Here is a 15,480-nt window from a genome sequence, read left to right as displayed (position 1 = left end):
GAGGAATCGTGTCCAATGCATTCACATCAATTTTGGATGTTTCCAAAATCGAGAGGAGATGATCAACTTTATCAATCATGTCATAGTTAAATGCCATGGCAGTTTTTATCGTATTCAGATCGTCAACCAATTCATTATGAATCGCCACCAAATCGATGCGGAATTCTTTTTCAGCATTGGATGAGATACGCGTTTCATCCACCCAAAGAGAACCGGATATGCCCAGCATAACTGCTAAAAATTCGATGCCCCCTCGCGCTAGAATGTTTTTCATATCTTTTTCCTTAATCTATTGTGGCCATGCATTCGATTTCCACCTTAGCGCCAATGGCAAGTCCCGTGCCAGCAAAAGCCGAGCGGGCCGGTTTATGATTGGGAAAGAACTTCACATATTCCGCACTCATCTCTGCCCATTCGTTAATATCCTCGAGCATACATAAACATTTCACCACTTGATCCATGGATGAGCCAAACCGCTCGAGAACTTCCTTGATATTTTCCATAGTCTGGCGTGTTTCAGGTCCAATGCCACCAGGAACCACATTCATTTCGCCCGGTTTGTTACCCACTTGTCCAGAGAGATAAAGCATATTCCCCACCCTTACCGCTTCGGAAAATGGCTCATTCTGTGCAGTAAATTTTTTAGATTGTAGATATTCTACTTTCTGCCGGGATTGGCAGCTGATCAAGAACAATAGTGGTATAACTAAAAGGATTCGATGTTTCATTGAGGATTCCTCATTTTTAAAATGTATTTCAAAGTGTGCTCCATTTTATTTTAAAACCACCTACCTTGTCATCCTGAGCGAATTTGTGAGGGAAGGATCTCAAGCATTTGTTATTTGACTGTCATTTGCTTGAGATACTTCTCCCCAATGAATCGGGGATCAGTATGACATATTTTTGCGTGTGGTTGATAATCAATTTTGGTTATTAAAAAAATATTATTCGTACTGTTTTAACCAATCAATCGCCTGGATTACTGCGGGGGCATAAGCCACAGGATTGTGTTGACCCGTTTCAAGCAGTACCAATGATGCGTTTCCCCCATTCGAATTAATGTACTGGTGCATATTCACACTTTGGCTATATGGCACAGCACCGTCTTCTTTGCTGTGAATAAATAATACCGGTGAATCGGGGATTACATCCGCCAGTGAATTTGAAACCAATGAATCGCGGTAATTTTTGAAATCCGGATTTGTTCTAAAACTGGTTAAAAACGATTCGGTTAACAAATCTTTGCTGATTAGGGTCAATGCATTATCAATTTCGGTCGCATCTTTTTGACCATTAAAAAGGGTCGATAATTTTTCCAAATATGGCGGTTTTACAATTTTTTCCATAAGTCCAAGATTATATCGTTTGTCGTACATGATTGGACTATATAAAGCCCATGAAGGTCGATAAAGTGAATCAGGAATTTGGAATGATTCAGAAATTCTTAAATCGAAATATCCTGCAACCATTACGCTGGCATCAATATTGAAGGATCGGGGATTTACTTGCAGTTCATCGTGAACGGCCATGGATACATATCCACCGTTTGAATAGCCCAGCATAAAGACATTATCATTGAGTGGGATTCCATTTTCGCAGGCATAATGTCGTACACCATCGATGAGATCTACCACGGCTACGCCACTAAATTTTTGACTAAATGGTTGATAATCTAACTCAGAACTTCCCAACCCGAGATAGTCTGCCTGAACCGCTGCATATCCTGCTCCTGCACCAAACAATCCTAAATAACCGTAAAGGGGCAAAACAGATGGTACGTCTGCTTTTTTAATGGTTGTGCCATGATGGCCGCTGAGTAAGGACAGTGGATTATCATCGCCAGTTTTGGGAATATAGACTGCGCCGGAAGCCGTTGTTTCTTTTCCATCGGGATTTACCGTGGTATAGGTTACAGAAAGAACCGCCACATCATATTTTACAACGAAAGTTTCAGGGATGCCAAAACTAGGACGCAAACCATTAATGAATTCGGCGCTGATTGTTCCTTTCTCCTGGACATTAATAAATTTGCCTTGGATTGGATCAGTGCATACCGAATCTTCTTTTTTATCTTCGCATGCAAAGAGAGAAAAAAGTATTATTAGTAAAAAAGGTCTGATTATGATTCGTGAATATTGTTTTATCATACTAACAATATAATTCAATATTTAAGAAAAAAAGCCCTTAAACGTTTGCCGGGTTATGAGGGTATTTTTTCGAGAATAAGGCCCACCAACTGATTATACCGGATATGCCACAAATAATACTGAATGATAAAATATAGTATTCAGAATCATCCATTTGATAAGTAAAGTAGAATTCACCCAAGGCGACTGTGGAGAGAATACAGCTGATAAGTGCTGTCATAATTAGGATCGCTTTTTTTAATTTTAGCTTATTTTTTTCTACTCTTCTTGCACCCAGATAAGATCCATAACGAGTGCGCCGTGATCCGAAGGAAATGTCCTGTCCTTTACGGGGATCGAATTATCTTCCCAAATGAGGGGGAGTACAAATCCTGCAACAGGGCGAAGCGACCATCCGTTACCTTTTTGTGTTGAATTCTTTAGATACAAGCGGTCGATGCGATCAAAGGATTGGGGAGTACCTGTCTCACCAGTAATAGCGCCGCGATACATGGGTGACCAAGTTATCCCCGGGTGCTGAATTGGATTCGGATAAACTTCTCGGAAAGTGTCAGTAAAGCCCACTTCGTGCATTGCCATACTCACAGGCAGGGGAAGATTTCGGCGATATTTATAAATTTTAGAAGCGTCTTCCGTCCAATCCAAATGGGAAGGGCAATTCCAATCGCCACCAACAAGAAGGGGAACATCCGCCCCCAGTTGACCTGCTTCTCGCAGGTGAGAAATAATTGCCTTAGTCTCTTCCAGACGACTTGAACGTTCGTACTCGGCGGCCAAAAGTTCTTCGTTGCTAAGCGTTGGATTATCGCGAAGTTCATAACCGATAAACGAACGATAGTCGATCCAAATATCCCAAATAAGGAGTTCTCGCTCCTTCGAATCTTTCAGTAACGCACCCACGCCATGCCACTCATCGTGGAAAAAGGTCGTATCCATATCCAAAGGCGTTAAAACGCAAAGGTGCGTGCTCGGCGCCTGATGCTGATTCCATTGGAGTTCACTGGCGAGCCATTCACCGAGATGAGGTCGATCTCCATCTATATTGTAACTTTCCTGTAACAACACAATGTCAGGTGCCGCACTGCGGATGATAGCCAATGTTTTTTCAGCCCCTTGATCAACATCGTTGGCGCCGTGCAGTACGTTCCAGACCAGCACACGAAGCTTGTCCTCATTTTGGTTACTCTTCTGAGTATTACTCCATTTGAAGATTCCCAGACCAAAGATGACAGTGGATAGGATGCAGAAAATGAGTAATCGTGAAAAAAATGTTTTTTTAGTAAAACCCATGGTCTTATTCAGCCAATAATCTCCTCAAAAAAAATATGATTGAACGCATCAAACTGTTCTTTATGGGGCAAATGGCCCGAATCTTTAATGACGAATAATTTTAAATTTGGCATGATTTTTGCAATTTTTTCTTCAACCTGTTTCAGTGGTAATACGGAATCTGAATCTCCCCAAATGGCGAATTGAGGCACTGCCATTTTACCAATTTTTTTATTTATTTGATCTAGCACATGGTGATTTTTTCTAGTAGAAAGCAGTGCTCGCGCAAATCCTTTATATTCTAATAATGGTTCATATTTTTTATCCCAACCCTTAAACTTGGACGGATCTTTAAAATCTTCCATTTGTCCCTTTGCTAAGGAACCATAATAATTTTTGACAAAGAATGAAACTTCATCATCGGAGACATCTTTATTTATATATGTAGTTTCTGGAACATGAAATCCGGCGGGTGATACATAGATTAAATTTTTTATTCTGTCTGAATAATTTTCCATAAACTTAGAGATTACCCTCCCCCCATTCGATAAACCAACCAGTGTGATTTTTTGAGTAATATTCAGTGCATCCAAAAGTTCAACCACTTGATCAGCGAATAATGCATCTGTATAGGCCACATCAGGATTATCAGAATTTCCTCGGCCAAACAAATCTAACCTTAAAACGCCAAATCCTCGTTTAATCGCTTCATAGTAGGTCTCATCCCAAATATATCCAGGGACTGAAAACCCATGGATAAAAACGATTACATCTTCATTGTTTAGGTCTTCAGATTCATAATAGGTGAAACCTTGACTTAGTTTAACAAAATGACCCGTTTTTACCGTTTGCCTAAAGGTCTCATTTTTTTCAATATATTCATATTTTTTATTATCACCGGTGCAGGAAATCAGGCAAAGGAACGAAAGGGTAAACATTACTATTTTGCTAAAAATTGTCATTGTGTTATTTCATTTTTCGCCAATGCTAAGGCAGTCAAATAGGATTTTTCAATATCCTTCAATTGCCTTGTGTACGTATTCCCATAAAATTTGGCCTGAGAGAGCAAACCATAAAAGGTATTGGACATATAATAGGATTGATTGAATTTGTATTGATTCAATGTCCGGCTACCGTAAAAGGCACCATCAAAGGAATTGTAAATAAAACTGACCCGAAACTCATCCAAGATTACATTGCGAAATCCGATATTAAAATGGTCGATCTCTGTGGATGTGGCATAATTCCGATCTTTCTGATGGTTATACATTTCCAACAGAATATTCTTCAATTCCACATTATTAATCAGCTCAAATGCACCCGTGGATATGAGTTGATTGAAAATACCATCCTGTGGAAAAAATGAAGTTCCAACTTCAACATCTAATAATTTATTTAATATTTCAGGTTTGGTATATACGGTGTGATTTTGATCAATATCACTTTGGATCTCCGTAATGAGCCGATCGGACTGATACAATATTTCTAAAAGATTATTGATCTGGGTTATATCACTCTCCAGCGTATTGGTTAAATCGTGTAAATATTGATCCTTTTTAATTTTATTATCATTTTCAGTCTGCCACCCTTCAGCATAAAAAGAAAGCCCAATTCCTAAAAAGACGGCCAAAAATTCAATCCCACCTCTAGCTAGTATATTTTTCATATAAACAATCTACAAAATTTTTAACCAAAATGTCTGCACCTAATACGCCCAATCTCCTCAGATATTGTGTGTACCCTTTAAAAGACTATGAGAATTAGTATATAGTTAGTTTCATATTAAATATTTGACCTTGAAAGAAGAAATCTTGGGAACGAATTCTTAAATAATTTTTGTATATTTGTACATTATGTATTTCCTAAAAAATCAAAACAAAAAAAGTCTCTTCAAATTTTTCATGGTTTTTACAATGATCTGCTTTTTTCAGCATTCATTCGCAAATAAAGTAAATCAAGATCAATATATATTAGTGAAAGAATGGCCAAATTTACCTGATAGTTTAACGTTGGGAAATCCAACTGGATTAGGAATGGACCCAGAAAATAATATTGTAGTTTTCCACAGAGCTAATAGGGTGTGGCAACAACCAATGCCCAAAGACAAGATCCAAAATAATACTATCCTTACACTGGATAGAAAAACAGGAAATGTATTAAAAAGCTGGGGTAGGGATATTTTTATTATGCCTCATGGATTAGAAGTTGATCATGAAGGTAATGTTTGGGTAACAGATGTTGGATTACATCAGATTTTTAAATTTAATTCAAATGGAAATTTAGAATTTGTATTGGGTGAGGCAGGTGTTTCAGGAAATGATCAATCACATTTCAACCTGCCAACAGATATTGCAGTTTCAAATGATGGTTCTTTTTTTATTAGTGATGGTTATGGTAACAGTAGAATTATAAAATTTTCTAAAAAGGGAGAATTCCTATATGAATGGGGTACGCTTGGAAGCGATGAAGGCGAATTTATTATACCTCATGGTATTGACCTTGATAGCAGTGGAAATGTATATGTTGCAGATCGTGAAAATAATAGAATCCAAAAATTTGATAATCGAGGAAACTTTATTACATCATGGCAAAACACCTTAACTGATCAATTGTACTCTGTTACCATTGATAAAAATAATAATCATTTGTATGGTATAGACTATTGGGTTGTCGATAAAACAGTTATAAAAGGGTCCGATATCTTTCGTTTGGACCTAAACGCAAATCTTCAATTACAATTTGGTAGATCAGGAATGTACGAAGGTCCTATATCTAGATATCACGATATAGCTGTTGACGATGAAGGGAATATATATGTTGGTGATATATTGGGAAATAAAGTTCAAAAATTCCTGCGAGTAATAAAGTGACAATGGCGTAGCTATTCATACTCATGCCCCTCGGGTAAATCCATACGGTGGTGGGTAATCGTTTCATCCTTTACATCAATACGAATACCGGCAGATTTCCCCGCAGGGATCCGCGCCACTTCAATAAATTTTACATCCACAACGCTGTTATCCTTATCATAAAAATGGACGGTAGTGTGGACATGGTGCACTACCTGATCGGACTTATTTTGAATGGTGCCGATCAATTCTTTTTTTCCGTCACTTTTGGTCATGATTTCGCTGGTGGTCTCCCAACCATCGCCAGAGTCACTCGCCACTTGCGTAACTAAAATCAAAAGGGCTGCTAACCCTATGCCGATGGAAAATGATTGCCATGAAAATTTAAATCTCACTATTCCTCCTCATTGACTACAATAACAATCTTATCCGCCTTAGGACTAACAGCAATCCGCGTAATCCCATCCAATCCGAAATTTGAAACATCACCGATCTTTACCCAATCGGAATGGTTATACGGATCAAAATTATAGAGCTCACTCCCTTTTCCCATTATGAGTACACCGGAATGGGTTATGGCAAAATCTTCCGATCCATCTAATGTATAGATCATCTTTTTTATTTCTCCCGAGTTGGGATCAATTGTATTAATCATCCACTGTTCATTCTTTTTACTGATATAAGCCACACGAGTTGATTTGGGCAATTTCAATATGGTTCGACCAATGGTGTCATCCATAATTTTATTCTTATTCAATTTGATATTATTCAACTGAAGTGTGTGTGGATCCCCCAAAACAAAAGAAACAAGCCTGCCCCTGCCGGTCCAGCAGTGATAGCCAATTTTCAAATCTTTGACGAGGACCTTTGATTTCCCGGAATACATACTGTATTTGTAGAGACGTTGGTGGCCATCTGGGTCTAGTCGAATGGCAGAAAACGCATTACTTGAGCCAATCTGGAGTGGAGAATACTCACCACCATCTGTGTCCGTTAGCCATTTCTTTTTTCCATTTCGAATATTGTAACTGACAATATCCGTCTGGCCGTTTCTTGTGGATGCGAATAAAACTGATCGCCCATTTTTTGTAAATGATGGCTGATTATCATACCCCGGATTGTTTGAGATATTGACGGGATTGGCGATGGCATATTTATCATTAACCGACAATAGATCAATGAGGTAAACCTCCGTCGCGGATTGGGCGGACAGAATTGTGCATACCAAAAGTGGGAGTAGTTTTTTCATAAGATAATTCTCAATTATTAATTCTTAATTTTAAATTATTGACCGTCTCTGAGCTTTTCAAAAAATTCGATAAATTCAGAATTAAAGCCTCCTTTAACTTCTTCCCAAATTTCCCGTAAAAGAGGCAATCGATAAAATGGCATCCCAATTCGGTCAAAAGCGTTTTCATCTAAAAATCCATTATTAAATTGAAGATGAATATTTTCGATTCGTCTAAAACCCATCATTGAAAAATGCAAATATTGATTGTAATCCGTTTTACTAAGTTCACTTTTACTAATACCACTATCAACTTGAACATCTAAGTAAGCAATTTTTTCATTCTCAACAATAATTCTATACATTTCTCCAACTTGAGAAGATACTGCCTGTTGCGTGGCACCTCTTACTGCCGCTGTATTTTGGTTAATCTCTATACCTACAAATATGAGGGAACCAATCACGCTAATCATTCCACCGATTTCTATTATTGTTCTATTTTTCATTATTTATTTTCCATACTACTTTTTTTGTCATCCTGAGCAATCTCGATTCATCGAGAGAGAGAAGGATCTTAAGCATTTGTTTTTCGGTTAATGTGGGTTTGAGATACTTCGTCCCTCATTCTTCGAGACTCAGTATGACATGCGGTAAGGATAATGATCGATTGTTTCATTGTTATAATTTAGGAATGAAATATCATAAACTTTGGGACGAATTATTTGGGAGCGATGCCTATCACATTCCGGAATTTTTCTGGTTGGCCGCTATGTGGGGGCGATTATTCTTATCCCAAGCTTTGGGCGTTTGTGTAGATGCAAAATTATTAACAAGAGACGAAGCCATCACCGCGGCGAGGCAATTTCTCCACAAAATAATCGACGGTTATATAAAATATAAAAAGGTTCCTAAGAATACAAGGCTTGATCTTGTATAACTATCGATTAGCTTTTTTGAGTCTCTTTTCTGCTTTTTTTTCTTTTGCAGTTTTAGCTGGTGCTTTTTTAGTTGCTTTTTTAGAATCTTGACCTTTTCCCATTTTTCACTCCTTTTGGTTTCTTGAATTTATAAAAAATTACTTAGCAATGTGGGTTTCTCTTTTAAGTATTTGGATGAAGTATTAATTACCGTAATTCTGTTTTTTGAAATTCTTCCTCATCTAAATAATCTATTGAGCGTTAATTATTATTTTATTGTACCTATAAATATTTGTTTAACAATGCTGATTGGTAAAAAGAATACAACATCAAACATAAAGCTTAGATGTGAAGTATCTTCATCAATAATATCAAATGGATGCAAATCAAAACCATCCCCATCTTTATTATTTTTAGGACGAATTTCAAATATCATTGGCCCTAGAGTCCGTAGGAAATTCATATTAGTTTTGTAATCCCTACTCCCTTTTTCAGGCATAAGATTTGTATTATTCTGTCGATCTTTAGTTATCTCTATCAGTAAATCCACTTTATCTTTGAAAATAACTTTTCCCCATTTTACTGTGCCATAACTAAAACGGAATGATAATTTTTTAGAGATTAAAGGATGAGGATTCTCTTTTCGAATTTCTTCAAGAAGATGAAGAAAATGATGTTTCCCACCTATTGCTAAAGCGCAATCATTTATCTCTTTCTTAAAGTTTTGTTTGGTTAAATCATCAAGTGAATTATAGTTGATCATAAAGTATTCTTCTTAATTATAATTTTCATTGACCCTATCAAAATTTACACAAAATCACCACAAATAAAAAATCCAACGAATGTAAGAAATTGAATCAAAGAATGACTTCAAATCCTTCAAATTCAGGGTGACCTAAATAAATACCTTGATGCTGTCCGCCACCACTATGTGCTCTTCTAAATGCTTCTGATTTTTTCCAATTTTCAAAATCAGATTTAGAGTTCCATGTACTATGGGAGTTATACAAAGTATACTCATCATTGGTTGAACCTTTTAATAGATTGAATTTTTGAAAACCATTTACATCATCAAGATGGGTATCTCTATTTTTCCAAATATCTTCAAAATCAGATTCTCTACCAATTGCAATCTTAAATCGGTTCATTGCTATAAATTTATTCATAACCAAATTTACTAATCATACCACAAACAAAAAAGCCCCTGTGAGGAGGCTATTTGAGCCAGAGGCGTTTCATTTTAATTTATTTTATTCTTTTATAGTTCAACGTATTTCCTCTACCTACAAACGAAAGAGATAGATTTTTATCATCTACTGAAATGATATACCAACACAATTCACTCATCCATCCAGAAATATAGTTATCCTTATTAGACTCTATTTCACCACCATTTTTACAAGAATTAGAAATTGAATATCTTTCAGTATCCTCATAATCACCATATGTTTCAATTCTTGCATCTTTCGTAAACTCTACAAAATTATTTTCATCATCTGTACTTTGCCATTTACCAATAAGCAGATTTTTATAAGATTTTACTTTTACATTAAAGTCTTCTATTACTTCAACTTCTTTTACAATATCATATAAATTACAATCAGAATCAAAAAAATGAATTTTATCTTGAATCCCGTATTGCCCCATTGGTTTAATATACTCTGGGAAATATTTAATTTTCAAGAACTTATTTTTATTATTCATATCAAATAAAAAGCTCTCACGATTATTTACCCAAAAATTAAAAGGAGGGAAGTCAGAGATTCTATTCCCATCAAGATCAAAAAAAGCTACATCATTCACATATACATATTCTTGTAAATCGCCAAATTCAATTGTTAAATCAGAATACTTAACCACAATTTCTTTTTCAACACCGATTTGATCTATATCTATGATTTTTATTTTTTCTGTTTCAATTCCTTCTAAAGGGTTAATTCTTTTTTGTTTGCCAGTCAATACTCCATTTTTAAACTCAGCGATGTAAATATCAATTTTTGGACCTGACTTATATTTTTTTGGACTATAATTGATGGGGTTGATTTCGTAAAAGGGGTCAGAAAGAATAATATCATATGCTATTCCAGAAAATAAAATTCCTGATTTATATTTATAACAACTGGTCAGACTTTTTGGTTTTTCAACATCCTTAAAATATTCAATGATTGAGGGATTACTGTCATAAGCTTTATCATCTTCGTTAAAATATACAACTGTACCTTCCGGGAGGCGTATATTATCCATAGAATTAAAATCAATATAGTTTTCATCTATATACTGAGGGAAAGAGGCTTCTTTTAAAAAACCGTTAAAGATATATCCCTCATATTTTTTAATTTCATAAGGATCAGAGTGAATATCTCCATCACCAAGAATGGTATAGAATGTTTTTGCATATTCTATTTTTACCCATTCACCTTCAATAATTTTTGTATCTCCTGAACTTTGATCGAAATCATTTATTGTCAATTTAATCCCTGTTTCAAATTCTACAGTTACTTTTTGACCGTAAAGAAGTGTTTCAATTTTCTTTGCTTTAGCATCAGGAGCCTCACGAACATTTAACCCCTCCCTTGCAGACACATAATATTCCTGCCCAAAAGAAACTAACGGCACCAACAGTAAAAAAAGAATTAGCTTTTTCATTATGATACTCCAATTAAACATTATAGCAAACTTACAAATAATTACCCAGCAATGTGGGTGTCTCTTTTATAAACAAAAAAGCCCCCGTGAGGAGGCTATTTGAGCCAGAGGCGTTTTATCTCTTCATCCTTGCTTAAATCCTATCCTTTTGGGTTGGAGTTAATCATTAATTTGAGAGGTATTATCAATCTTTCAAATTATTCTTTATATCAAGTGTTATCTTGTGTTTATTACCTTCATAGGGTTTCACTTCATTTGGTACTATGAAAACGCTTGCTTCTTGTTTTACTAATTCCTTTTTATTTTGAAAAACCTTTAGTTGTCCGTCAGAAGTTAACTTATTAAAAATACACACATAACTAAATTCTCCCTTTTTAAATTTATAAGATATTTCATTCTCTGTTTCTTGTTTAACTCCATTTTTAAGAATCAAATCAGGGGTGTTTCTTAAATTTTTTGATGCACTCCACGATGCATATCTATAATTACTATTATCAAGTAGATCAATTATTACATTAAATTTTTGAGTTTTAAAAAAAGCAATATTTAATTTAACTTTACTTAATGATTCATTTACAGCAACTTCTTTTTCCCCATCGTAAATAATATATTCATATTCATTACTTCTCACATCATCTATAATCTTTGAGATACGAGTTAGTTTATCATTTAAAACAATATAAATCTCAGATTCATGATAAGCTGCATTTCCACGAGTAAAGGATTTGATGATTTGATGATCAATATCAAATCGAGGTGAAGTAATAGAACGATAATCTTCATTTATCTCAAACTTCTCAGAAGTTGAATTGTATAGATAGATAATAAAGGAGATATTCACCATTCCCATATAATCAGTGAAATAAAAATCTTCATATCCATCGAAATTAACATCTTCAACCGTGAAAAATCGGCTTGCAAAAGGAATATCTATCTCCATATCAAAAGGAGTTTTTATATTTTGAAATACCTCGCCATTTTTATAAACTACAATAGAAAATTTTCGAGTAGCTTGACCAGCTGCTTTGTCATCATATACAGTAGCATTTTTAAAAAAATCTTCTGCTTTATATGTTGAATCAACATTCGACAAATCTGTTATTTCAAAAGTATATTCATTGTAAACAATTGGTTCTTTAATTGCCTCACTGTGTTTCATCATCTTTACGGTCATTTCTATTTTTTCATATGGGTTATCACCATCAGGACCTTGATAGCTTGGGTTCTCTTTTTTTGGACGATTTGCGTTTGCAATTTTATCAATAACCTCTAAACCCTTAATTACTTGAGCAAATACTGTGTATTGTTTATCAAGTTGAGGTGCTGCCGCATGACAGACAAAAAATTGACTGGATGCGCTGTTGGGAATCGAGTGCGTTCTAGCCATTGACAAAGTACCTCTTACATGTAGCTTATCATTAAATTCTCCAGGTATCAACCAAGTATCTGGATCATTCTCACGACCAATACCAAAATATTTACCTGCTCGTCCACCCGTCCCATCATTCATTCTATTATCATCTTTTGAATTAGGGTCGCCACCTTGAATAAGAAATCCTGGAATAAGCCGATGAAAGGTTGTTCCATCAAAGTATCCTTCTTTAGCTAAGATTGTAAAACTTTCAACATGCATTGGAGCAATGTCTGGGTAAAACTCTACTACCATATCGCCAAATTGCGTAGAAATAACAGCAACATCTCTATATTTCCCATCCTTGTAATTCCATTCGTTATTCTTAAAGTGTAGAGCTTGCCCCCAAGCCAAGCCAATAAAAAGTAGTAATGATATATATCTACGCATCTCCAAATCTACACATCATCCCATAAACAAAAAAGCCTCCGTGAGGAGGCTCTTTGAGCCAAAGGTGGTTTATTTGAAGTAATTACTTTTTCAATATCTTATCGATAATAGCTATAGTCACCTCCTGAGTAGATGCTGTTCCTCCTAAATCTCTGGTAAGTATATTTCCCTCTTTTATGTTATTTTCAATAGCCTCCATCAACAAGTTTGCACCTTCATGTACACCCAAATGGTCAAGCATCATTTTGGCAGTCCAGAAACAAGCAATTGGGTTAGCAATATTCAGTCCTGCTATGTCAGGAGCACTTCCATGTACAGGTTCAAACATACTTGGATAGTCACATTCTGGGTTGATATTAGCACCTGCGGCTATGCCCATTCCTCCGACCACAGCAGGTCCTAAATCGGATAAAATATCCCCAAATAGATTGCTGGCAACCACTACATCAAACCAGTCAGGATGCTGAACAAAATGAGCTGTTAGGATGTCAATATGAAATTGGTTCATTTCAATCTGAGGATAAGCCTTTCCAATTTCTTGAAATCTTTGGTCCCAAAATGGCATTGTATGGACAATCCCATTGGACTTTGTGGCACTTGTAATTTTCTTTCTTCTCTTATTCGCCAATTCAAAAGCAAACTTCATTACTCTATCAACACCCTTTTTGGTAAAAATACTTTCTTGAATGACCACTTCATTTTCCGTGCCTTCGTATTTTTTGCCACCAGCGGATGAATATTCTCCCTCATTATTTTCTCGTACGATGCAAAAGTCCACTTTGCCTGGATTTTTCAATGGGGATGAAATTCCCTCTAAAAGACGTACTGGGCGAAGATTTACATATTGCTGAAAAGTTCTTCTAATTGGAATCAATAATCCCCATAAGGAAACATGGTCGGGAACTCCTGGATAACCTACGGCTCCTAAAAATATACTGTCACTATCTCTTAATTGGTCTAAACCATCATCGGGCATCATTTTGCCATGTTTAATGTGATACTCACAACCGTAGTCATAATTCTTAAACTTGAAGGAAAAACCACATTGGGCAGCTATAGCTTCCAACACTTTTATTGATTCTGGAATAACTTCTTTTCCGATTCCGTCTCCTGCTATGATAGCTATTTGGTAAGATTTCATTTACTCTATTTGGTTAAAAATTTCAGCAAGGCATTTAATGTTTCTTCAGGCGTCTCTTCTGGCAAATAATGCCCAGAATTTATTCCATATCCCTGAACAGAATCTGCCCAGTTAGACCATTCTCCAATCACATCATATTTTCTTCCCACAAACCCCTTCTTACCCCAAAGACAAAGAACAGGGCATTTTATTTTGTTTCCATTGTCTAAGTCAATTTGGTCATGCTCAATATCAATGGTAGCGGATGCTCTGTAATCTTCACAACTGGCATGTATGGTTTCGGGTGTCAGGCATCTAAGGTATTCGTTAAATGCCTCTTTGGTAAAAGCACTACCATCTCTTCCCCATTGTCCAATTTTTTTTTCTAAGAAATACAGAGGATTTTGACCAATCATTTTTTCTGGTATATCATAAGGTTGAATAAGGAAAAACCAATGATAATAGGCCGTTGCAAATTCCATATCGGTCGTCGTGTACATAGTATAAGTGGGGGCAATGTCCATAACGACCAATTTTTCAATCACATTAGGATGGTCCAAAGCCATCCTGTGCCCTACACGACCGCCTCGGTCATGACCCACTAATTGAAATTTATTAAATCCTAATAATTGCATCAACTTCACCTGGTCATTTCCGCTTGCCCTTTTTGAATAGGGTGTATGAGTTTCGTTGGTGGGTGGCTTATCACTATCCCCATAGCCTCTTAGGTCACTTGCTACAACTGTATAATGCTCTGCCAATTGGTCAGCAACTTTATGCCACATCACATGAGTTTGAGGATAACCATGTAGTAATAGAATTGCAGGTCCGCTTCCTCCAATGACATAATTGATTAATAATCCCTCAATCTCTACAGTAAATTTTTTAAATTGATTGAACATTTCATTCTATCTCTTTATTTTTTTTCACTAATCTCATAAGTATAAATAGCCAAATAAGATAAGGTAATACCATTGGAATAATTAAAAGACCTAAGTCAATATATTCTAAAGTGCTAAGAATTAAAGAAGCTAATACTATTACGGTTGCAATAATAAATAAGGTCTTATTGTATAATATTTTCTTCATTCATTCTCCTTTGTTTGAGCCAGAGGCGTTTCATTTTACTAATCAATGGCTTCCGAAGATTGATTTACTGTATCAGAAAAATAAAATTTAATTTTAAGTTTTCCATCTACTCTAACCATATAAGCACTTTCAAGCCATTCAAAATTAAGTAGTGTTTTTTTACCTTCATTTAGGGCTATGAATCTTCCTTTGTTATTGAAATATGCATGAGCAGATTCCTTATCAATAGAAATTTTCATGTCACTTAATTCCCAATCATCTTCAATTGTATTAAAGGAGCTTGCAAAATCGAGAAACTCTGAAGCATTGAATTTCTTCCCCATTTCATATAATACATAATCATCTGTTACATAATTATAGAAATTATTTTTGTCACTGCTTTCAACAGAAAAAGAATCAAACATCCCTAAAATT

19 protein-coding genes are annotated in these 15,480 nt (G+C 35.6%); 2 read left to right on the top strand and 17 right to left on the bottom strand.

Translation table 11 applies throughout. The features are described 5' to 3' along the window. From HN459_03270 to HN459_03245, 6 genes are all read right to left on the bottom strand, one after another. Nucleotides 1-274 (bottom strand): hypothetical protein (locus HN459_03270; protein MBT3478462.1); only part of this gene is annotated, 274 nt, incomplete at its 3' end. Nucleotides 275-284: 10 nt separating this feature from the next. Further along, nucleotides 285-728, bottom strand: coding sequence for a RidA family protein (locus tag HN459_03265; protein ID MBT3478461.1), 444 nt, complete (start codon nt 726-728; stop codon nt 285-287). 216 nt (nt 729-944) lie between these two features. Next, nucleotides 945-2,165 carry a hypothetical protein gene (locus HN459_03260; GenBank protein MBT3478460.1) on the bottom strand — a complete coding sequence of 407 codons (1,221 nt, stop codon included), beginning with the start codon at nt 2,163-2,165 and terminating at the stop codon, nt 945-947. A gap of 240 nt (nt 2,166-2,405) precedes the next feature. Then, on the bottom strand, nt 2,406-3,305 hold the full coding sequence (locus HN459_03255) for a hypothetical protein (protein ID MBT3478459.1): 900 nt from the start codon (nt 3,303-3,305) through the stop codon (nt 2,406-2,408). A 140-nt stretch (nt 3,306-3,445) separates the two neighbouring features. Further along, on the bottom strand, nt 3,446-4,378 hold the full coding sequence (locus HN459_03250) for an alpha/beta hydrolase (protein MBT3478458.1): 933 nt from the start codon (nt 4,376-4,378) through the stop codon (nt 3,446-3,448). Beyond that, on the bottom strand, nt 4,375-5,082 hold the full coding sequence (locus tag HN459_03245; GenBank protein ID MBT3478457.1) for a hypothetical protein: 708 nt from the start codon (nt 5,080-5,082) through the stop codon (nt 4,375-4,377). The genes HN459_03250 and HN459_03245 overlap by 4 nt, the downstream gene beginning before the upstream one ends. Nucleotides 5,083-5,329: 247 nt before the next feature. On the opposite strand from HN459_03245, the gene HN459_03240 reads away from it, so the two are divergent. Beyond that, a complete protein-coding gene (locus HN459_03240) occupies nt 5,330-6,286 on the top strand; it encodes a hypothetical protein (protein ID MBT3478456.1) in 957 nt (318 codons plus the stop codon). An 11-nt stretch (nt 6,287-6,297) separates the two neighbouring features. Here HN459_03240 and HN459_03235 read toward each other — a convergent pair whose 3' ends face one another. Genes HN459_03235 through HN459_03225 form a run of 3 tightly spaced genes read right to left on the bottom strand, consistent with a single transcriptional unit; the run spans nt 6,298 to nt 7,999 of the window. Further along, on the bottom strand, nt 6,298-6,660 hold the full coding sequence (locus HN459_03235) for a hypothetical protein (protein MBT3478455.1): 363 nt from the start codon (nt 6,658-6,660) through the stop codon (nt 6,298-6,300). Next, a complete protein-coding gene (locus HN459_03230; GenBank protein ID MBT3478454.1) occupies nt 6,660-7,514 on the bottom strand; it encodes a hypothetical protein in 855 nt (284 codons plus the stop codon). Before HN459_03230 ends, HN459_03235 begins: the two co-directional genes overlap by 1 nt. 35 nt (nt 7,515-7,549) lie before the next feature. Then, complete coding sequence (locus HN459_03225) at nt 7,550-7,999, bottom strand: hypothetical protein (GenBank protein MBT3478453.1); 450 nt, start codon at nt 7,997-7,999, stop codon at nt 7,550-7,552. 134 nt (nt 8,000-8,133) lie between these two features. On the opposite strand from HN459_03225, the gene HN459_03220 reads away from it, so the two are divergent. Further along, nucleotides 8,134-8,430: a hypothetical protein gene (locus HN459_03220; protein ID MBT3478452.1), complete on the top strand. Its 297-nt coding sequence runs from the start codon at nt 8,134-8,136 to the stop codon at nt 8,428-8,430. A gap of 248 nt (nt 8,431-8,678) precedes the next feature. On the opposite strand, the gene HN459_03215 is transcribed toward HN459_03220, so the two are convergent. The 8 genes from HN459_03215 to HN459_03180 form a co-directional block, all read right to left on the bottom strand. Further along, entirely contained in the window at nt 8,679-9,173 is a 495-nt protein-coding gene (locus HN459_03215) for a hypothetical protein (GenBank protein ID MBT3478451.1), read from the bottom strand. A gap of 94 nt (nt 9,174-9,267) precedes the next feature. Further along, nucleotides 9,268-9,558, bottom strand: a complete 291-nt coding sequence (locus HN459_03210; GenBank protein MBT3478450.1) for an antibiotic biosynthesis monooxygenase — start codon at nt 9,556-9,558, stop codon at nt 9,268-9,270. Between the two features lie 97 nt (nt 9,559-9,655). Next, entirely contained in the window at nt 9,656-11,056 is a 1,401-nt protein-coding gene (locus HN459_03205) for an SH3 domain-containing protein (GenBank protein ID MBT3478449.1), read from the bottom strand. Between the two features lie 184 nt (nt 11,057-11,240). Then, complete coding sequence (locus HN459_03200) at nt 11,241-12,857, bottom strand: peptidylprolyl isomerase (protein ID MBT3478448.1); 1,617 nt, start codon at nt 12,855-12,857, stop codon at nt 11,241-11,243. A gap of 82 nt (nt 12,858-12,939) precedes the next feature. Beyond that, nucleotides 12,940-13,998: a tartrate dehydrogenase gene (locus HN459_03195; GenBank protein MBT3478447.1), complete on the bottom strand. Its 1,059-nt coding sequence runs from the start codon at nt 13,996-13,998 to the stop codon at nt 12,940-12,942. A 5-nt stretch (nt 13,999-14,003) separates the two neighbouring features. Further along, nucleotides 14,004-14,879, bottom strand: a complete 876-nt coding sequence (locus HN459_03190) for an alpha/beta hydrolase (GenBank protein MBT3478446.1) — start codon at nt 14,877-14,879, stop codon at nt 14,004-14,006. 1 nt (nt 14,880) lies between these two features. Beyond that, nucleotides 14,881-15,066 (bottom strand): hypothetical protein, encoded by a 186-nt coding sequence (locus tag HN459_03185; protein ID MBT3478445.1) that lies wholly within the window; start codon nt 15,064-15,066, stop codon nt 14,881-14,883. Between the two features lie 38 nt (nt 15,067-15,104). Continuing rightward, nucleotides 15,105-15,480, bottom strand: a 376-nt coding sequence (locus HN459_03180; GenBank protein MBT3478444.1) for a hypothetical protein, incomplete at its 5' end; no start/stop codon positions are given.

The organism is Candidatus Neomarinimicrobiota bacterium, from assembly GCA_018647265.1.
GTDB lineage: Bacteria > Fidelibacterota > Marinisomatia > Marinisomatales > TCS55 > TCS55.
The sequence above is the reverse complement of the archived record's forward strand: the minus strand, read 5'-3'. Positions and strand labels throughout refer to the sequence as shown.